This window comes from Erwinia sp. 9145, assembly GCF_000745075.1.
GTDB classification, from domain to species: Bacteria; Pseudomonadota; Gammaproteobacteria; order Enterobacterales; family Enterobacteriaceae; genus Erwinia; species Erwinia oleae.
Genome location: NZ_JQNE01000001.1, coordinates 3,810,898 through 3,829,506, shown reverse-complemented (window position 1 = coordinate 3,829,506; position 18,609 = coordinate 3,810,898). Strand labels below are relative to the sequence as shown.

General features: G+C 54.5%; 18 protein-coding genes. 8 read left to right on the top strand and 10 right to left on the bottom strand.

Annotated features, from left to right (window positions below; all coding sequences use genetic code 11):
* Position 1 precedes the first annotated feature (1 nt).
* From FA91_RS21465 to tssI, 3 genes are read right to left on the bottom strand one after another with little or no spacing between them, the layout of a single operon-like run.
* The gene (locus FA91_RS21465; protein WP_156103101.1) at positions 2-130 is read right to left on the bottom strand and encodes a hypothetical protein; all 129 of its coding nucleotides are present in this window, start codon (positions 128-130) and stop codon (positions 2-4) included.
* Positions 127-1,680 (bottom strand): hypothetical protein, encoded by a 1,554-nt coding sequence (locus tag FA91_RS18025; protein ID WP_034918007.1) that lies wholly within the window; start codon positions 1,678-1,680, stop codon positions 127-129. Before FA91_RS18025 ends, FA91_RS21465 begins: the two co-directional genes overlap by 4 nt.
* A 12-nt stretch (positions 1,681-1,692) precedes the next feature.
* Positions 1,693-3,909, bottom strand: a complete 2,217-nt coding sequence (gene tssI / locus FA91_RS18020) for a type VI secretion system tip protein TssI/VgrG (protein WP_034918004.1) — start codon at positions 3,907-3,909, stop codon at positions 1,693-1,695.
* Positions 3,910-5,172: 1,263 nt separating this feature from the next.
* On the opposite strand from tssI, the gene FA91_RS18015 reads away from it, so the two are divergent.
* On the top strand, positions 5,173-6,294 hold the full coding sequence (locus tag FA91_RS18015; RefSeq protein ID WP_051937293.1) for a beta-propeller fold lactonase family protein: 1,122 nt from the start codon (positions 5,173-5,175) through the stop codon (positions 6,292-6,294).
* A 20-nt stretch (positions 6,295-6,314) separates the two neighbouring features.
* Here the strand turns inward: FA91_RS18015 and FA91_RS18010 are convergent, their stop codons facing one another.
* The 5 genes from FA91_RS18010 to FA91_RS17990 all read right to left on the bottom strand — a co-directional run bounded on the left by FA91_RS18010 (position 6,315) and on the right by FA91_RS17990 (position 11,708).
* Positions 6,315-6,857 carry an RNA polymerase sigma factor gene (locus FA91_RS18010; RefSeq protein ID WP_034919522.1) on the bottom strand — a complete coding sequence of 181 codons (543 nt, stop codon included), beginning with the start codon at positions 6,855-6,857 and terminating at the stop codon, positions 6,315-6,317.
* A gap of 5 nt (positions 6,858-6,862) precedes the next feature.
* Positions 6,863-7,309, bottom strand: coding sequence for a hypothetical protein (locus tag FA91_RS18005; RefSeq protein WP_034918002.1), 447 nt, complete (start codon positions 7,307-7,309; stop codon positions 6,863-6,865).
* Positions 7,310-7,466: 157 nt separating this feature from the next.
* Positions 7,467-9,638, bottom strand: coding sequence for a ferric-rhodotorulic acid/ferric-coprogen receptor FhuE (gene fhuE, locus FA91_RS18000; protein WP_034918001.1), 2,172 nt, complete (start codon positions 9,636-9,638; stop codon positions 7,467-7,469).
* A gap of 258 nt (positions 9,639-9,896) precedes the next feature.
* A complete protein-coding gene (gene yddG, locus FA91_RS17995) occupies positions 9,897-10,790 on the bottom strand; it encodes an aromatic amino acid DMT transporter YddG (protein ID WP_034917999.1) in 894 nt (297 codons plus the stop codon).
* A 225-nt stretch (positions 10,791-11,015) separates the two neighbouring features.
* Entirely contained in the window at positions 11,016-11,708 is a 693-nt protein-coding gene (locus tag FA91_RS17990; protein WP_034917997.1) for a YetF domain-containing protein, read from the bottom strand.
* A gap of 211 nt (positions 11,709-11,919) precedes the next feature.
* On the opposite strand from FA91_RS17990, the gene FA91_RS17985 reads away from it, so the two are divergent.
* From FA91_RS17985 to FA91_RS17960, 6 genes are all read left to right on the top strand, one after another.
* Positions 11,920-13,209: an arsenic transporter gene (locus FA91_RS17985; RefSeq protein WP_034917994.1), complete on the top strand. Its 1,290-nt coding sequence runs from the start codon at positions 11,920-11,922 to the stop codon at positions 13,207-13,209.
* A 150-nt stretch (positions 13,210-13,359) separates the two neighbouring features.
* The gene (locus FA91_RS20170; protein ID WP_051937290.1) at positions 13,360-13,677 is read left to right on the top strand and encodes a hypothetical protein; all 318 of its coding nucleotides are present in this window, start codon (positions 13,360-13,362) and stop codon (positions 13,675-13,677) included.
* A gap of 301 nt (positions 13,678-13,978) precedes the next feature.
* On the top strand, positions 13,979-14,224 hold the full coding sequence (gene ycgZ, locus FA91_RS17975) for a regulatory protein YcgZ (protein WP_034917993.1): 246 nt from the start codon (positions 13,979-13,981) through the stop codon (positions 14,222-14,224).
* Between the two features lie 137 nt (positions 14,225-14,361).
* Positions 14,362-14,649, top strand: a complete 288-nt coding sequence (locus FA91_RS17970; RefSeq protein WP_034917990.1) for a hypothetical protein — start codon at positions 14,362-14,364, stop codon at positions 14,647-14,649.
* 141 nt (positions 14,650-14,790) lie between these two features.
* Positions 14,791-15,042: a biofilm/acid-resistance regulator YmgB/AriR gene (locus FA91_RS17965; RefSeq protein WP_034917988.1), complete on the top strand. Its 252-nt coding sequence runs from the start codon at positions 14,791-14,793 to the stop codon at positions 15,040-15,042.
* Between the two features lie 329 nt (positions 15,043-15,371).
* Positions 15,372-15,653 carry a DUF3606 domain-containing protein gene (locus tag FA91_RS17960; protein WP_051937287.1) on the top strand — a complete coding sequence of 94 codons (282 nt, stop codon included), beginning with the start codon at positions 15,372-15,374 and terminating at the stop codon, positions 15,651-15,653.
* Between the two features lie 88 nt (positions 15,654-15,741).
* Here the strand turns inward: FA91_RS17960 and FA91_RS17955 are convergent, their stop codons facing one another.
* Both FA91_RS17955 and FA91_RS17950 read right to left on the bottom strand, forming a co-directional pair.
* On the bottom strand, positions 15,742-15,972 hold the full coding sequence (locus tag FA91_RS17955; protein ID WP_156103100.1) for a hypothetical protein: 231 nt from the start codon (positions 15,970-15,972) through the stop codon (positions 15,742-15,744).
* A gap of 108 nt (positions 15,973-16,080) precedes the next feature.
* Positions 16,081-16,773, bottom strand: coding sequence for a 2,3-bisphosphoglycerate-dependent phosphoglycerate mutase (locus FA91_RS17950; RefSeq protein ID WP_034917984.1), 693 nt, complete (start codon positions 16,771-16,773; stop codon positions 16,081-16,083).
* A gap of 204 nt (positions 16,774-16,977) precedes the next feature.
* On the opposite strand from FA91_RS17950, the gene FA91_RS17945 reads away from it, so the two are divergent.
* Complete coding sequence (locus tag FA91_RS17945; RefSeq protein ID WP_034917982.1) at positions 16,978-18,603, top strand: TIGR04028 family ABC transporter substrate-binding protein; 1,626 nt, start codon at positions 16,978-16,980, stop codon at positions 18,601-18,603.
* Positions 18,604-18,609: the final 6 nt, after the last annotated feature.

Genomic DNA, 18,609 nt, shown 5'->3' with positions numbered 1-18,609 from the left:
CTCAGAACATCGCACGCAGCAGCGCGCGCAGGAATGTCCGCACTTCGGTGGCAAATTCGCCATCGGAGAAACTCAGGAACAGCAGCGCGAGCAGCGTGACAACGATAATGATAATAATGCGACTCTTCATAGCGTATTGCTTCCTGCATTGTCGAATAACGATGCGTCAGTCGTTCCCCACGCGGGCAGGCTTTGCCATTCACCCGGGGGCGCATCAAAGGGATGGACGATATCCGGCAGGCCGTTCCAGTGCGGGTGCAAGGTTTTGCGTGCCAGTTGAATAGTGCGATGGAAACTCTCATCGCCGTGTTGAATAAGCTTCTCGCGTTCTTCACGGATGGCAATAAAGGCCGCTTCGAGAGACAGTTGCAGGTGATGTTCTGTCTGCTGCACCTGAGCGCTGTCAGGCCGTACCGGCAAACGGGCTTCTGCCTCTGCGATCAGCCGCTGCCTGTCCTTTTGCCAGCGCGCGGCGCAGGCTTCAAGCGCCTCGGTGCGGCGTTTGTCATAAGCGCGTAACAGATCCTGAAACACCAGCGGCAGCGTCGTCTGTCCGCGCTCCGACGGCGGCACGCTTTCTGCCGCCTGAATAGCGCGCGCATACTCTTCCATTGCCTTCGGTCTGTGTCCTGCCAGCCAGAGCGAAAAGCCGGACATCCGCCAGCCTTCGATTTCAAACACCGCATGCGGGATAGTCTGCGCTTCACGCGCCGCCTGACGATAGGCTTTCGCAGCCTGTATATAATCTTTCTTCGCGAACCACGCGCCCGCCTCGCCAAACGTACTTTGTGTGCGCAGCTGGCCTTTAACGGCCGGCTCGGTGATGTCGCCAGAGATATTTTGTGCCTGCCGGTAGTGCTCTACCGCTTGCGCGTGGTCATTACCTTTCAGCCAGCCACCGGCGATCAGATTGTGCATCATCGCCTGCTGATCGGGCCAGCCGCGCTGTCGGGCGATGGCCAGCGCCAGGCCGCCGCGTGCGGCAACCTGTCCGGCGCTGCCTTTCTCCAACAGTAGCATGGCGTCTGCCAGGTAACGGCGGAAAAGCAAACGGTCAGGGTTGGGATCGGTCTGCTGCTGCGCGGTTTGATGCATCACCTTCATCCCGTCAATGTCATCCACAATCAGCCGCGCCTGGCGGGTGTGTGCCTCATACAGAGGCTGCCACACCGGTTGTTCGAGCGTGTCGATCAGCAGCAATCGCGGTGCAGGTTCGCCCTGCGTCAGCCAGCCATTCAGCCAGCGCATCAGCGCATGTTCATCGCTTACGGCGGAAGGCTTGAGAACCAGCACCAGATAGCGGAGATCGTCGGTAAATTGTTCCGCGAAGCACTGTAATAATCTGCTCAGTTGTCCGGGAGAATAACAGGGCAGGTAGCTTTCGGCAGGCCAGCCAGCGACATCTGGCGTGGCTTCATAGTGCTCGACAAATTCACGTCCAAGCGCTTCGCTGTAGCCGTAGCCTGTTTCGAACGGTGTCGTCAGCCCCAGAAAGAGATCCGGCAGCGTGCGACCTTCCGGATGCTGTTGCAGCGCGAGAAAACCATCCAGCAGAGATTCGCCTCCTGCCGGAACGCGCCAGATAAACAGCCGACTATCTGCCGCCTCTTCGCTGGCATCCAGCCAGCTCAGCTCCAGCTCGCTCATCACTTTTTCGGTAGGGTTTTTCGCGGCGTTCATTCACTCTCCCTGTCAGGCGTTAAGCTCGATTTTCTTACCGTTTACCATTACGCCTGCTGCGTTAATGGTGATGGTCGATCCGCCTGCGGTGATTTCAACGCTGCCGTTGCCGATCATAATACCGCTTTCCCCGACGTTAATATGGAAGGTGTCGGTTGCGCTGTCCGCCACGCTGCCCTGCGTGAAACGGGTATCGCCGCCGGTGATGCTCAGCGTACGCCCGGCGCCAATGTTGACTTCCTGTTTTTGCGCCACCGTATGCGCTTCGCTACTGCTGACGGTGACATCGCGGTTACCGGTCACGCCCAGCTTCTGGTTGCCGGTAACCAGCACGGTGCGGTTTTGCTGCACGCTGACCTTTTCATTGCCCTGCACGGTGCGGGTACGATCCTGTACCACCGCCAATGTCTGGTTACCCTCGACGCGGCCGTTATTGTTGCTTTTTACCGTTGTCGTATGGTTGCCGGTAATGGTTTCATCACGGTTCTGCTCCACGGTAAGGGTTTCATTGCCCTTTACGCTTTCAGTACGATTTTGCTGTACCGTGGTGGTTTCGTTGCCGTTAATGGTTTTACTGCGATCCTGACCCACGGTGACGGTTTCGTTGCCATCGACCGTGCGTGTACGGTTTTGCTTAATATGGCTGGTTTCATCCTTACCAACGATTTTGGTGCGATTGCTGCCGACGTCATGGGTTTCGTCATTTTCAACCTCGGTGTCCATGTTGCGTTCGGCGTGAAGCCAGAGCTGTTCTTCACCGGCCTTGTCCTCGAAACGTAGCGCGTTGGCATTATTCGGCGAGCCATCTTTCGAGCGGCTCATAAAGCCCATTTGCGTCGCCGCTGCCGGAAGCGCCCAGGGCGGCATACTGGCTTCGTTATAGACACGCCCGATAATGATCGGCCTGTCCGGCTCGCCGTTAATAAAGTCCACCACCACTTCGTCTCCGACGCGCGGGATCTGCACGCCGCCGTAGCCCTGGCCTGCCCATGCGCTGGAAACTCGTACCCAGCATGAGCTGTTTTCATCTCCACGGCTTTCACGGTCCCAGTGAAATTTCACCTTCACGCGGCCATATTTGTCCGTCCAAATCGATTCCCCTGCCGGCCCCACCACGCGGGCTGTTTGCGGTCCATAAGTACGCGGCCAGTCAGTGACCGTTTTCGGCCGAAATGGCGTTGCGGCAGGGATCACGGTAAAGTGGATGCGGTGCTGCGCGGTGCCGACATCGCCGGAGGCGTACTGATTTTCTTCGAAAGCATAACGCGCGCCTGTGACGAGCCAGGCTGCGTTGTCGGCGGGGTTGGGCGAGTTTGTCAGGGTAAAACGATGCCCCGGCGCAACGCCGGTCGCCGTGGCCGTTCCCTGCGTTTGCTGTTGTTCTGCCTGCCAGGCCTGCTGGCGAATGCGTGCGTAGGATTCCCCTTCGCCATGTTCTACAAAGCGCCCCGGCCAGTCGTAAACGTCAATTTTCCCCGGCGTGGGCGAGACCGGATTCTGTAACGCCTGTAGCATCCAGGCATTGGGTTTACGGAAATCGTAATCGTCGGTGCTGTAGAGGCCGGGCGTCACTACGTGGCGCGGCATCATCTGACTGATGCCTTCTTCGTTCACCGCACCGCCGCTGGCCTGCGTATGCCAGGGGATCGTCTCATAGCCGACAAACGCCTCCGCATGAGAATAATCATCCATTAACACCAGGGTGTGCCCGTCTTTATCATGACGGAACATATAGCTGATGCCTTCCAGCTCCAGCAGCCGGCTAATAAAGTGAAAGCTGCTTTCCGCGTACTGTACGCAGTAGTCCCACAGCCGATAGCTACGGGTGAGCCTGTCTTCGATCTTGACGTTATATTCAGAGAAAAGCGTTCTGACGATATCCGGAACGCGCTGCTGCTGGAAAATACGGAAGTTGCGGTCGCGCATCATGGGCCAGAAGTCGGGCTCAAGAATGACCTGATAAACAGCGTAGCGGGCCCCGTCCAGTTCTTCCGAACGCAGGGAAACGGCGGTGACTTTGCCGGAGAAACAGCGTTCATGACCCCACAACCCAGGGACAATCACCACCATGTTCTGCCCCAGCATGGCCTGCCGGTCGAGAGTAAAGTCTTCACTCAGCAAATCGACTTTAAAGCGGAAAGGCCGGGAAAGGTCTTCTTTCCCGCTGAATTTCCAGAATAAAAGCGAGGCGCTTTCAACAGACGACAGAATGGTTATGCGGTTAACCATAAAATTCCTTCCTGATTCATCACCTATATCTGGAGCAATTTCTTCCGTAACGGACTGCTTCTTTTGCGAAAGAGGCTAAGCGTATATAAGGCATCCAGGTTTATTACCTCCGGCATGCATAAATTATCCTAAATGTTTGGGTAAAGTAATCAAGCAAAACCGCCTGTTTCAGATACATCTGTTCACATTATGAGAAATGCCTTAATCAGTTTCCTGAGGCATCGTAGTGAATATGTATGTCATTGAGAATGACGAAATAACAACATATATGATTGTTTTTATGGTGTTAATTGTTTTAGTGCGCGCTTGCCCGCTCTCCATGTTGATCATCAGGCGGAAGCCCCCATAAGACCGATCTCTTGCGCATGTCGCCTGTTAAGATTTATTTCACACTGATCGTTCTACGACTGACAGCCCGATGCCTCTTCGCCCGTCTCTGTGGCAACGGCAAGGCACCCTGTCTGTCGGGACTGCTTTCCGCATTTTGTGCCTCAGGGAATCGCGTAACGTAGATTTTGCCGGCGATCTGGCTGGCATCTTCTTTATCGTTAAAGGGGCCAGTATTGTTGGCTGTTGTTCGCCTGCGGGTTTCAAAAATTTATGCAGCAGGCCCGGCATATTATGAGGTCGCCAGTGGGATGACCGCGCATTTCGCGGCACTCCATAAAAAGTATCGAACGGTGTCGCCCGCTCTGATGGCGACATATTCAGAAGTCGTTGATACCAGCGCATGGGCTCGCCAGTAGCCTGGCCGCAGGTATCGACCGAAGCGGACAGATGGCCCGAATGCAGCTTCAGGGGAGGGTGATTGCGTCCCATCATGAGTAAAAATCCTTTTAAATACAGTCCAGTATTACTGTGTGTTCACAATAACCCGCCATTCAGCAAGGTCAAACGGTTTATAAACTTTTTGCGAGAGGTGCGGCAAAAAACCACGCCTCGCGTGCTGTTTTCATCTGAATATTGCTTTATGACGCTCTTTTTTTACCGTTTATAAGATGCCGGGTAACGTATTTATTAACGCGACAACGTAAAAGCCAAAAAAACTGCCACATGGCTCAAAGTTTTACACCATAAACTGGCATTCCCCTGAACTCTCACCATTAATTTAAGGCTGTGCGCATTATTTCTGACGGGGCATTCGCAGGAGTCGGTTACTTTTTCAAAAAGTTATTCAAATATCAGGGCGTTCCTTCCGTTGAGTTGATTAAAAATGTTTTAAAAATCTCATTAATCAGGAAACATTAATTCCAGGGGTAATAAATGAAAAATAATTTTACTCTTTGCGGTTCAATTGTCTGTTGGGGATTATTATTCAGCACACCTTCACTGGCCCGGACGTTTGTTTACGTCTCGGAAGCAGACGACGGGACTATCGCCCGCTATACGCTGGACGAGGAAAACGGCGCTCTGCAACTTTCGGGGCGAACAAATGCCAACGGCAAAGTCATGCCAATGGTCGTCTCGCCGGATAAACGGCACCTCTATGCTGCGATACGCAGCCAGCCGTTGCGCATTTCTGGCTGGCGTATTGATTCAAAAACGGGCGCGCTGACGCCAACGACAGAAACCCCTGCGGCCGCGAGCTATCCCTATATCAGCATCGATAAAAAAGGGCGCTTTTTACTGGCCGCCTCCTATGATGGCGGCGTCGCGCATGTTTACCGCATCAATAAAAGCGGCATCGTGGCATCGCCATGTATCGCGGAATATCAAACCGGCCATGCCGCACACTCAATTATTACCGACGCGACCAACCGCTCCGTTTATATTGGCTCGCTGGGTACCGATCGCGTATTGCAGCTTAATTTGCAGTCGGACGGAAAATTAACGCCAATCGCCGCTGGCTTTGTAAAAACAGCAGAAAAAAATGGCCCGCGCCACTCGGTGTTATCGCCTGATAACCGCTTTCTTTATAACATTGGTGAAATGGGTGGCGTTATAACTCAGTTCAAGCGTCTGAGAGATGGCGCTTTAAAGAAAGTTGCGGACTATCCCAGCGCGGTGGCGGAAAAATATCAGTTGCAGCATGGCGTTGAGCGTCCTGCTGGTTTCAGCGATACCACGCCGCGTATCTGGGCCGCCGATATTAACATCACGCCGGATAATCGCTTTCTGTACGTATCAGAACGCACCAGCAGTACGGTAAGCGGATACCGAATTGCACAGGACGACGGCAGGCTGACGCTGACTGGCACCTGGCCGGTTGAGAAACAGCCTCGCGGCATGGCCGTAACGGCGGATGGACGCTGGCTGGTGGTCAGCGGCGAGAAAAGCCGCGTGGTGAGTAGCTATGCCATTAATACGCAGAGCGGTGAACTCGTTCACGCCGGAGAAGCCCCGTCGGGACGCGACGCCAACTGGGTGACCATCGTCAGCTATTAATGCTGGCTGGCGGAACGTATTCAGTCCGCAACGATCTCTTCATAGAGCGCGCGCAGGCGGAGCCGCAAATAGCGCACGGCCTTGTGCTTACGCGACAACAGCGCCTGCACGCTGACGCCCGTTTCCTGCGCCAGCGCGTTAACGCTGTAGTCGTAAAGCTCGGTTTTAACGAACGCCTCGTATTGCGCGGGCGGTAACGCTGCCAGCGCGTCGCTCAGCTCCTCCCAGAACAACTCGCTCAGATACGCCTCTTCCGGGGTTTCCGTCTCGCCGAAAAGGATCTCCGACAGCTCCTCTTCCGGCAGGGTATCGTCGCTGGCGAAGAAGTCGGAAAACGGCAGCTCGCGTTTTTTACGTCCGCGATCGATCATTTCGTTGCGCGCGGCGCGAAACAGCCAGGCGGCGACGTTCTCCACCGGCTGCTCCACCTTCATCAACTGAACGGTGATGTCCTGTAAGATGTCATCGGCATCGGCCCGCGTGGCCGTCCGGCCGCGAATAAAAGCCTGAAGCCGTGAACGGCAGGCGCTGAGCGCCGACATCACCAGAGAGTCTTCCGCCATTAACGTCACTCAGCGTCCGGCGCTTTAGGGGCGTGCTCTTCCGCCGGACGTTCGGCCCGGGCCTGTTCTTCATGGGCGTGGGGCCAGTCGCGGCGACGGTGATGACCGCGATGCCTGAAACCATCATGACGATGCCGGGAAAACTGTTCACGCTCTTCCGGCGTCATCTGCATCCAGCGTTCATGCATCCGGCGACGCGCGCCAAACATACCGGGACGCAAACCCAGCCCGCCAAACAGGATACGGCACAGGATCAGCATGCCCAGCGCCTGCCAGAAGCCGATGCTCTTTACGCCCAGCAGCGCGGGCAGCAGCGCATTCCACAGCGACATCACCAGCAGGCCCAGCGCCACAAACAGCACCACGCCAATCAGCAGCGGTTTTGCCATTGAACGTCCGCCAAAATGGCGACCGCGCCCGCGCCCGTGCTCATGCAGTTCAAAATCTCTCATTTTTAACACTCCTCATTGTGTGTTTTAGTCTGTGTAATGAGGTAGACGAATCAGCGACAGAAATATTGCCAAAAAAATGTGCGGCGAAGGGAAAAAGCCGCTGGAAAGTCAGCGGCGAGGTGATGGAATGAACGTCAGATAGCCGGCGCGGAAGCACTCAGAAATTATAGGAGAGGCTCACGGAGTAGTTACGCGGTTCGCCATAAACTTCGTAGTCGCTGAGGGTGGAATAGTAAGTCCGGTCGAACAGGTTGTTAAGGTTCGCCTGCACCGCCAGTTGTTTGGTGACCTGGTAGCGGCCAAACAGATTAACCAGTGGATAGCTGCTCTGGTAGAGGCGCGTGGCGCCTTCCGGCCCGGTCACGTCCTGATAAGTACGATTTTGCCAGTTGATGCCGCCGCCCAGCGTCAGTTCAGGCAGCGTTGGCAGTCGGTAGCGGGTAAACAGCTTAAACTGCGTTTGCGGAAGCTGGCTGTTAAAGCGATCGTTGTTGGCGTCTTTTGCCACGTAGCGCGTCGCGCCGAAGGTCATCTGGAGATTATCCGTGAGTGCGCCGTTCAGCTCAAATTCTGCGCCTTTACTGACTACGCCCTTCGCGGCTTTATACGCCTGTTCGCTGGTGCCGTCGACGAAGCTGCTGCCATCTTCCTGGCCCACATTCTCCTGTTCAATACGGAACACGGCGACGTTTGCCGTCAGACGGCCGTTCAGCCAGCCCGATTTCAGGCCGGTTTCGTAGTTCTTGCCGGTAACGGGTTTCAGATAGCTGCCGCTGCGATCGCGCTTATCCTGCGGCTTGAAGATTGAGGTATAGCTGGCATAGGCGGACCAGGTGTCGTCAATGTCATAAACCAGTCCGCCGTACGGCGTCAGATTGTTTTTACTCATTTCGCCGCTGCTGCCGACGGTGCTCCACTGGGTGTAGCGCGTGCCGACAATCAGCGAGAGCGGATCGGCCAGCGAGAAGCGCGCGGCGCTGTAGGCCGATTTTTGCCTGATCATATCGTCAGACGATTTCTCGAAATCGCTCCAGGTCGGTTCGATAATATCGCCGTCCCAGTGATTGATATCACCCATATCGGCAACGTCAATCGAGTTCGAGGCGCTGTAATACAGATTGCGCTGGCGGCTGTAGCTGACGCCAGCCAGCAGCTCATGCTGACGACCGAACAACTCCACCGGGCCGCTGGCGAAGGTATCCACCGAGTCGAGACGGCGCGAGCCTTTAAACCAGCCGCCGTAGCCTTGCAGACCCTCGCCGGTGGCCGCATCAGGGAAATTAAAGGAGTACATCAGCTTGGTATCGAAGTCGGTTTCCGCATGGGTGCCGTTCAGGCGCGCCGTCCAGCCGTTATCAAAGTTGTGCGTGGCGTTGGCAAACACCTTGCGGGAGTTGATGTTGTAGTGCGTCCAGTCCGCCGACGGGTTAGTGCTGCGATCGAAACTGGTGCGTGAACCGTCGCTGTACCAGGTCGGCAAACCGCCCCAGGTCGGGTTGCCCGTGGCGCTGCGCTGGTAGTCGTAGCCCAGCGACACCGTGGTATTTTCCGTGACATCCGCATCCAGCACGCCGTAAAGGAATTTTTTGCTCTTATGGTAGCGATCCAGCCAGCTATCCTGATCCTGATAGCCTGCCACCACGCGGCCGCGCACGGTGCCCGAATCATTCAACGGCGCGGAGAGATCCGCCACGTAACGCTGCTTGTCCCAGCTGCCGTAAGAGGCGCTGAGGTTACCGGTGAATGCGCGGCTGTCGGCGTGCTTGCGCACCATATTCACGGACGCCGACGGGTTGCCCGCGCCGGTCATCAGGCCCGTCGCGCCGCGCACCACTTCGATGCGGTCATAGATGGCGGTATCGCCACCGGCATCGCCGAAGTTCCACGCTTCCGAAACGGTAGTGGGAATGTCGTCAAAGGTGTAGTTATCGATATAGAAACCGCGTGAGTAGGAGCCGTTTCGCTCGCTGTCCACGACGTTGGCGGACACGCCGGTCGTATTCGCCAGCACGTCGCCCACGGTCTGAAGGTTTTGATCCTGCATGCGCTGTTTGGTGATGATACTCACCGACTGCGGCACATCACGCGGCGTCAGCAGCATTTTTGTTCCGGCGCGGGTGGTCTTCGCGCTGTAGTCCTGATCTTCATTCACGGCTTCTCCGCTGTCGGTGGTGGCGTTAACCACCAGATCCTGCGAAGAGGTGGCGGCATCTGCCGCCTGCGCCTGAAGGTTAATTAACGCCGGGACGGCCAGTGCCAACAGGGAAACGGCAAATACGGGACGAGAACCTGCCGCGCGCGAACGGGTTCCTCTGATGTGAAAAGGCATGCTACTTCCTTTCTGTGATGTTGTTTTTATTAGTAACCCACTGTTTTTAGTAAGGTCTTTGCCACTGCGCTTTTGTCGCGCGGCAATATGCTAGCACAGAAAGACTAAATGATAATGAGGATAATTATCATTATTATGTAATTAATATGAGGGTGAGATGCCGACAACCGGCCGCGGATGGAGAACTGCCTACCACGCCATGGCTGTTTTTGTACTCCGTAAAAAACAGCACGCGGCGAGGTTTCATGACTTTACATTTTACGTGCCGGTTTCAGCCGCTCGGGTAGCCCACCAGCAGAGTAATGAGCCAAAGCTCACCATGGCGGCGCCTTGCCAAAAAGTTACCGTCAGCGCTGAACCGAGAATAAACGTGGCGAGCAGGGCGGATATCACCGGGACAAAATAGGATGCCGTGGCTAATACGGTAACGTTGCCGTGCAAAATACCGATGTTCCAGGCGGCATAGCCAAACCCCATTGCGCACGCGGCCAGAACTACATTGATGGTGGTCGCTATCGTCAGGGTAAATTCCGGCTGTGGACTTAAGAGGTATTTCACCCACAGCGATATCGCCGTCAGTATAAAAAACAGCGTAATACCGTTATTACCCTGAGCAATTTTCTTCGTTACCACGCAGTAAATTGCCCAGATCATTGCCCCGGTAAACGCCAGCCCATAGCTTAAGACGTTGCTGTTAATGTTCCCGACAATGTGTGCGGCGGCAAAGCCCCGCTCGCCGCCCAGCACGCAACCAATGCCGGCAATGGCGATCAGCAGGCCGGGGACGATCATCAGGCTGGTTTTCTGGCGGTTAACCAGCACCGAAAGTACGATGGTCAGGCCGGGCCAGAGGTAATTCACCATGCCAACTTCAATGGCCTGCGTGCCGGTGTTGGCAAAGCCCAGCGACAGTGATAAACAGAGCTCATAGCTAACGAACAGCAGGCTGCCGAGGATCAGATACGCACGAGGAAAGCGTCTGAGATCAGGAAAACCCACGGTAAACAGCAGCAGTACTGCGCTGAGCGTGTAGATCATGGCCGCGCCGCCCACGGCGCCAAAGCCTTCGCTGACGCTGCGGATCAGGCCGACGACAGCGCTCCACAACAGAACGGCGATCAGGCCGATTAACGTTGCTCTTTTCTGGTTCATCCCTGCGAAACCTCTCGTCGACGTGCTCCCGACGTTGTTAACTGATGGTTGATAGACAATTAAAATGGCCCGTTTTGGATTCATTAGTGACACAACGCCGTGGGTAATAAACGTTTCCGTGCAGAGAGTTTACGGGCCGTGCGGCAGGATATGACAGGCGGCTCAACCCACCGATGCCGGGCAGAATATATCGGCAGGTTGATCGGCATGGCGAAAAACTGTCGCTCACTGCGGTCGTTTGGTGCTGAGCGTTACCGACCACAGCTCGCTTTTACAACGTGGGCAGGCCAGCGTCTGCTGCGCGTTAAGCTGCTGCGTCAGGCCGCAGTGATTGCAGGCGTATAAACCCGTCTTCGGCACGCGCGTATACTCCTGACGATGCTCCGGCGGCAGCACCGACATACCGGGACGGACGTCATCGGCATCGTAAAAGTAAGTACTGATCCCGCCATCCACCTCAAGCAGCGCCAGCCGCACCTGGCCCAGATGTTCTACGCCTTGCTGACGCAGCTCCATAAAAAATTCGTCTTCGGATATATTCAGATTGTCCAGGCTCTTCAGCTCATACAATCCCTCTTTAATCAGCGTCACCACATCGCCTTCAATCCATTTCGAGAAACGCGGGCTGAACGATGTAAAAAAAGTCGTCAGGCGGTAGAGCACCAGCAGGACGATAAAAACCATGGCGACCGGCAATATCGGCACGTCGTGATAAAAGGTGACGTCGCCGGAGGCTGAACCCAGCGTCAGCACAATCACCAGTTCAAACAGCGAGAGCTGCCGGATGCCGCGCCTGCCGGAGACTTTCAAAAAGATAAAAACAATGATGTAGGCAAACAGCACGCGTACGGCGACTTCGGCGAGAAAAGTCATTGATTGATCGTTGAGAAAAAAACGGTGCCAGTCAAAATCAGGCATAAAAATCATTCCTTGCGGTAAAGGCATCGTTTCTCAGCGCGGATGCCGGTTTGCTTATTGTTAGTATCAGGACAAGTACAGGGAAAAGGCGCACAACTTTACAACCTGCATAATGTTATCGGCAAGCGCTGGCAGAGTTTACTGTCCGGGTTGGCGCTTCTCTGCTTAAATTAAGCATCCGCGCTGCCGCGATCATCCCCGGAGAATATTCATGCTGTTGGCAGGAGCCATTTTTGTTATGACTATTGTACTGGTTATCTGGCAGCCGAAAGGGCTGGGGATCGGCTGGAGCGCCATGCTCGGCGCGGGTGTGGCGCTGGCGACGGGCGTGGTGCATCTCAATGATATTCCAGCCGTCTGGCATATCGTCTGGAACGCAACCGTCACCTTTGTCGCGATCATCATCATCAGCTTATTGCTTGATGAGTCAGGTTTTTTCAAGTGGGCGGCGCTGCATGTATCGCGGTGGGGAAACGGGCGTGGACGCCTGCTTTTCAGCTGGATGATCCTGCTTGGCGCGGCGGTATCGGCGCTGTTTGCCAATGACGGCGCCGCGCTGATCCTGACCCCAATCGTTATCGCCATGCTGACGGCATTGGGTTTCAACAAAGGCGCTACGCTTGCGTTTGTGATGGCGGCCGGTTTTATTGCCGACACCGCCAGCCTGCCGCTGGTTGTCTCGAATCTGGTGAATATCGTCTCGGCGGACTTCTTCCGGCTGGGCTTTAATGACTATGCCGCAGTGATGGTGCCGGTGAATATTGCGGCGATTATCGCCACGCTGGCGACGCTGCATCTCTTCTTTCGCAAAGACATTCCGGCAACCTACGCGCTTTCCCGGCTGAAAACGCCCTCAGGCGCGATAAAAGATCCGGCAACCTTTAAAACCGGCTGGCTGGTTCTGGTGTTGCTGCTGGCCGGATTTTTTGTCCTTGAGCCGCTCGGCGTGCCGGTGAGCGCGATTGCCGCCGTGGGCGCGCTGGTTTTGCTGGCGGTGGCGAAGAAGGGACACGCCATTAATACCGGCCGCGTCCTGCGCCACGCGCCCTGGCAGATTGTTATCTTTTCGCTGGGTATGTATCTGGTGGTTTATGGCCTGCGCAATGCCGGTCTGACGGATGCGCTGTCGCGCCTGCTGGACTACTTTGCCGGAAAGGGGCTGTGGACAGCCACGCTGGGAACGGGCTTTCTGACGGCGTTTCTTTCTTCGGTGATGAATAACCTGCCCAGCGTTCTGGTGGGCGCGCTCTCCGTTGAAGGCAGTTCGGCTACCGGCGTGATTAAACAGGCGATGATTTACGCCAACGTTATTGGCTGTGATTTGGGCCCGAAAATCACGCCAATAGGCAGCCTCGCCACGCTGCTCTGGCTGCATGTGCTCGCGCAAAAAAACCTTAAAATAAGCTGGGGATACTATTTCCGCGTTGGCGTGGTCATGACGCTGCCCGTGTTGTTTATCACCCTGGCGGCGCTGGCGCTGCGCCTTTCATTGCATCATTGAACGGCCTGGTTGAGATTTATGACCCGGATTTGCCGCATTTTGGGCAGAGCATGAGACGGAGAAAATCAGTTTTTTGCTATGTGTACAGGTTTTATTATAATTAACCCGCCAGACACAACTTACATTTGAGACCTGAACGGGAGGTTTGATTTGTTTATTTCTGATGAAGAAAAAGGGCATATTCTGATTGGTGAAGCGACTATCAGCCTTATCTTCAACAGGGAAGAAATAACGCCGCAGGCACTGTCCGACGCGTTGCAGAAGATGGCTGATGGGGAAAGTGATAAGGAACGGGTCAGACAAATCGAGCAGGTGCGCCAGTGGCTAAAACGCTACAAGCAGCCAGGCAGTTTGTCATCCCAACGCGCAGGCTGGCCTGTATCTGTACAGGATTCTGGCGAACAGCATGAAGCAACGTCGGCCATACACTTTTCCGACTCGCAAAAACATCGTTCTTCAAAAAGTTAGTCGGGCAGATAGGGCGTTTTACATTGCGCTGTCAGGGAGGGTGGCGCACAATCAATTGATTGTAATAATTTTTTTCACGAAATCTCCGGCGTTAATTCTCATGTTCCCGCGCCATAGAACTGGAAACAGACAAGATTTTTCCGGCCTCATTTAACTTATTGTTTATAAAAGATTAGCACTTTTTGCACAAAAAAAGCGCGCTAAGTTCTCCAGTATTTCTGTACAGATTTTTCTTGTTTGTATAACTTACGCGCATCACACGCTATTTTACGCAAACATCTACTCTTTTTGGAGGCGCCCTGTGTATCAAAATGGATTAGCTCCACATTCAGAAAACGACATTGCGCGTTATTTCAATAAAGCCTCCTTGCCATCACAGCAGGAAACGCTGGGGCAAATCGTTGTAGAAGTACTGGGTTCCGGCCGCTCGCTAAGCCGTAAGGCAATCTGCACACGCTTACTGCGTCGCCTTGAGCAGGCGGAGAGCCCGGAGCAGGAAAAGCACTATCAGGCACTGATCGGCTTGCTGTTTGAACGCGGAGAATAACTGGTACGGTTTGTATGTATGGATCACGGTTGTTCGCAAGCCCGTTTTACCTGACTGAAACAGTCTGCAAACCATGGGAGTGGCCTGCTGCTGTCCTTCCCAACGTATGGATGCTTAACTGAGGCAGAGAAACGGGTATGTACAAAAATGAAGAAGACAAACTGACGGATATCATGCTGGGCGAAGCGGTTCTGGCGCTGCTGCACGGCGGTGGCCCGGTCACCAATGCGGCGCTCATCGACCAACTGCGGACAATGATTGACGTTGAGCAGGACGAAATAAAAAAGCGCGCCTGTAAACGTGCCATTAATGAAGTGCGGGAAAGTAAAAACAATACCCGTACCACGCATGAAGTTCGCGATCGCGATAATGTCAGACATATTTTTAATAACGATGGTCCGTCGGACGACACTAAAAAACATTAAATGCACAGGCCTCCTTGCCGCTTCGGGGAAGTGTTGTGCGCTTAACGGTCAGTCCTTAACCGACGGAACCAGCATTGATCTCATTTAACAATTTATTATGGGATAACTTTACAGCAGCGTATCCCACCAGAGGCTAACACGATGCAACAATCGGCAGAAACCGCGATCCTGAGTTATTTCCACCAGGCCGGAGACGTACTGGCTCCAGAAAGTGAGGTTCTTGGCGCTGTCATCAAAGAGATTTTGATGGCAAAAAGGCAGGTCACTAACAAAGCGATTATTTTAAGTCTCATCGACAAGCTGGAGCACACGTCCGACATCGTTGAACTGGATATCTACCGTAAAACCCTGGAAATTGTTGTCGGGCGCACGCCTGACGATATCGGTATCTGAGCGAAGCTGTCCTTTCCCCCCTGTCAGCGTGAACCACAAAAAAATTCCCGCCCGTGCCGTGGCGATATTCACGGCACCGCGCTATTCAAGTCATAAAAATGTAAATTTAGTTTAAAGAGTGTTAAGCCAGGCTTTAAATGAAACTTTTCATCTTTTCTCGCTTTTTATCATTTTTTTTAAGATGAATATCTCCCGAAAAATGAGATTAACCCTTTTATTTTTTTAAAAATCATAGAGTTATGATTAACCCCTCTCATTTGCTTCTCTTATGGGAACGCAGAATTTTCCGCTAAAATAGCAACTCATCAGACCACTATGGGAGAAGAGTTGTGCGGCACTACTTTCACCGGCGCGAACCGGAGAACACGGAAAATGTGGAAATTCAGGAGCAGTGGCAAATTACCTACTGGACGCAAAAACTGAATGTTACGCAGGAGCGCCTGCGGCAGGCAATCGTGAATGTGGGTTCAAATAAGGCTGAGGTGCACAGATGGTTGAAAACGCATCCGGCAATGCGCAAGGCGCTTAATGCCCCGCAGTGCGTCTATCAGCACGGCGCGATTATTTCCTGCGAAAAGCGCGCGCCGGGACGCCCGAAAAAGCAGCGCTAAGTGGCCGCCACAAGCAGCGGAACAGAGGATTGACTGAAGCTGGCAGGCGTTTTATGGAAAGCAGGAGGCAACGGGGAACACGGACGGATTAATGCATTTTTTCTGTTATAAACCGCTTCGCCAGCAAGAAGATCTCTTTTTGGCTTTTATCCATAGCCTGCGCACCATGTACATGGAGCATGGTAATAAGATTCTGGATATGGGGTGACTGGCCGCTTTCCAGCAGTGCTGCCACCGCGCGACCAATGACCGCGTGGATTTCCACCAGGTTATTTAAATCGTCATCGCTATGCAAAATTGCCCCCTGTAATCTGGACATACATACAGTTTACCATTTCAACAATCAGATCGCATCTGCTCCGTTTATTGCCGGCATGAACCGGAAACGGCGTTATCCAGTGAAATCAGCATCGTTAAAGGCGTCTGTTCAGGTCAACACGCGCTGGGTCAGAACCGTCAGGGAGGGATCCATTTGATAAACCAGAGGAACGCCGGTCGGTACCCGAAGGTGAGTGACCGCCTCGTCATCCAGCCCGTTGAGGAATTTAATCAGGGCGCGCAGGGCGTTTTTGTGCGAAACCACCAGCACCGTTTTGCCCGCGAGGAGATGCGGAACAACCCCCTGCTGCCAGTAAACCAGAACGCGTTCGATGGTCATCGCCAGGCTTTCAGCGGTGGGCAAATCGGCCAGCGCAATGTTTCGGTAGCGTGCGGTCTGCTGAAGCCGGGCGGGGGCCTCCACGTCCGCAGGCGGCACGCCCGTAAAGGTTTTGCGCCATGACTGGACGCGCTCTTCACCCAGCCGCAGGGTCGTTTCTGCTTTGTTTAACCCCTGAAGCGCGCCGTAATGACGCTCGTTCAACCGCCAGCTCATCTCCGCCGGTATCCACGCCCGGTCGATCTGATCCAGCACTGCCCAAAGCGTATGAATGGTGCGCGTCAGCACCGAACTACAGGCAAAATCCGGAAAAATACCCGCTTCTCTTAATAACGCGCCCGCCCGGTTCGCTTCCTGCCTGCCCGCTGGCGTCAGCGGCACGTCCGTCCAGCCGGTAAAGCGATTTTCATGGTTCCACAGGCTTTCGCCGTGGCGAAGCAGTATCAGCGTTGAGTTCGTCATAGTCCTTTCCGGAGAGTCGCGACCTTTATCAGGCAATCGGGAGATAAGCGCACACCAATCATAGCTGATGGCGGCGGCTCGTCGGGCACTGCATTTATCTTTTTCAGATAAGCTTTCCGTAATTCTTTACTTCTCCTGCCCTGCTCCTTCATTCAATGATGAATTCCGCCAGAGGTGCCATTTAATTACAGGGAATTCACTATTATGACGCGATTTCACTTTTCGCCACTGCCGCGCGCGCTGGCCTTACTTTTATTTGCAGGCGCGGTGCATGCCGCACAGACGCCGTTGCAGGGCGGAACGCTGGTCTACCTTGAGCAGCAGGCGCACACCAATCTCTATCCGCCTGCGGGTGGTTTTTACCCCAACGGCGGCATACTGAATCAGATTACCGATAAGCTGACCTGGCAAAACCCGGAAACATTGCAGGTTGAACCGTGGATTGCTGAAAGCTGGTCCACCAATGCTGATAAAACCGAATACACCTTTAAAATTCGTCCTGGCGTGACCTTCTCCGACGGTACGCCGCTGGATGCCAACGCGGTTGCCAAAAACTTCGATACTTACGGGCTGGGCAATAAAGCGCAGCGTCTGCCGGTGTCGGAAGTGATTAACAATTATCAGCGCAGTGAAGTTATCGACCCGCTCACGGTGAAGTTCATTTTTAAAAAGCCGTCACCGGGCTTTCTTCAGGGCACTGCGACGATTGGTTCCGGGCTGGTGTCTCTCAGTACGCTGGCGCGGAGCTTCGACCAGTTGGGTGACGCGCGTCATATCATTGGTTCGGGCCCATTTGTGGTCAGCGATGAAAAACTGGGACGCGAAGTGGATCTGACGGTTCGTAAAAACTATCGCTGGGGGCCGAAAAATCTTCAACAGCAGGGCAGAGCGAATCTGGATGCCATTAAGGTGATCGTGACGCCGGAAGACAGCGTGCGTATTGGCGCGCTGCTGGCGGGTCAGGCGGATTTTATTCGTCAGGTTCAGGCCTATGACGAGAAACAGGCGAAGGAACAACACTTTCCCATTTATGCGGCGCCGACGCGCGGCGTAAATGACAGTATCAGCTTCCGTCCTGATAATCCGCTGGTAAGCGATCTGCGCGTGCGCCAGGCGCTGCTGCACGCCACCGATGCGCGGCAGGTGGTGGAGACGCTGTTCTCGTCCAATTATCCACCCGCGACCTCGGTGATCGCCGCCAGCGCGGCGGGCTATGTCAATCTTGCCGACAAACTGAAATACGATCCGCAACAGGCTAAAAAGCTGCTGGACGAGGCGGGCTGGAAACCGGGCGCGGACGGTATCCGCCAAAAAGAGGGACAGCGTCTGGCGCTGACGGTTTATGAATCGCTGCCGCAGCCGCAAAATAAAGAGGTATTACAGCTTGTTGCGCAGCAGTGGCGTCAGGCGGGCGTGGCGTTGACGGTGCAGGCCGGCGACGCAGGCAGTAAGACGCTAAATAACCTCGATCCGCTAAAAACGCCGCTAACCGTTTCCGAAGTGGGCCGCGCCGATCCTGACGTGGTGAAGAGCATGTTTCATCCCTCCAACCGCGACGCGCTGCTGCAAAAAGGCGGCTCAAGCGACAAGGTTAAAAACTTCCGTGACGACAAGCTGAATACGCTGCTGGTGGACATCTCCGCTGAAGTGAATCCGGAAAAACGGCTTAAGCTCACCGGTGACGCGCAGCGCTACCTGCTGGATAACGCCTACGTGATCCCGATCTTCGAGGAGCCGCAGGTGTTTGCCGGATCGCCGCGGTTGAAGGGCATCGCTTTCGAAGCCGTAGGGCGGCCTTCGTTCTACAGCGCCTGGCTGGCTAAAGAGTAAGCGAGG

Coding starts and splice junctions, on each gene's coding strand:
- FA91_RS17990 (WP_034917997.1), bottom strand. CDS start 11,708: ATGCCTGATTTTGACTGGCACCGTTTTTTTCTCAACGATCAATCAATG.
- yddG (WP_034917999.1), bottom strand. CDS start 10,790: ATGAACCAGAAAAGAGCAACGTTAATCGGCCTGATCGCCGTTCTGTTG.
- FA91_RS21465 (WP_156103101.1), bottom strand. CDS start 130: ATGAAGAGTCGCATTATTATCATTATCGTTGTCACGCTGCTCGCGCTG.
- tssI (WP_034918004.1), bottom strand. CDS start 3,909: ATGGTTAACCGCATAACCATTCTGTCGTCTGTTGAAAGCGCCTCGCTT.
- FA91_RS17955 (WP_156103100.1), bottom strand. CDS start 15,972: ATGTCCAGATTACAGGGGGCAATTTTGCATAGCGATGACGATTTAAAT.
- FA91_RS18015 (WP_051937293.1), top strand. CDS start 5,173: ATGAAAAATAATTTTACTCTTTGCGGTTCAATTGTCTGTTGGGGATTA.
- FA91_RS17965 (WP_034917988.1), top strand. CDS start 14,791: ATGCAACAATCGGCAGAAACCGCGATCCTGAGTTATTTCCACCAGGCC.
- FA91_RS18010 (WP_034919522.1), bottom strand. CDS start 6,857: ATGGCGGAAGACTCTCTGGTGATGTCGGCGCTCAGCGCCTGCCGTTCA.
- FA91_RS18005 (WP_034918002.1), bottom strand. CDS start 7,309: ATGAGAGATTTTGAACTGCATGAGCACGGGCGCGGGCGCGGTCGCCAT.
- FA91_RS18025 (WP_034918007.1), bottom strand. CDS start 1,680: ATGAACGCCGCGAAAAACCCTACCGAAAAAGTGATGAGCGAGCTGGAG.
- FA91_RS17945 (WP_034917982.1), top strand. CDS start 16,978: ATGACGCGATTTCACTTTTCGCCACTGCCGCGCGCGCTGGCCTTACTT.
- FA91_RS17985 (WP_034917994.1), top strand. CDS start 11,920: ATGCTGTTGGCAGGAGCCATTTTTGTTATGACTATTGTACTGGTTATC.
- FA91_RS17950 (WP_034917984.1), bottom strand. CDS start 16,773: ATGACGAACTCAACGCTGATACTGCTTCGCCACGGCGAAAGCCTGTGG.
- fhuE (WP_034918001.1), bottom strand. CDS start 9,638: ATGCCTTTTCACATCAGAGGAACCCGTTCGCGCGCGGCAGGTTCTCGT.
- FA91_RS17970 (WP_034917990.1), top strand. CDS start 14,362: ATGTACAAAAATGAAGAAGACAAACTGACGGATATCATGCTGGGCGAA.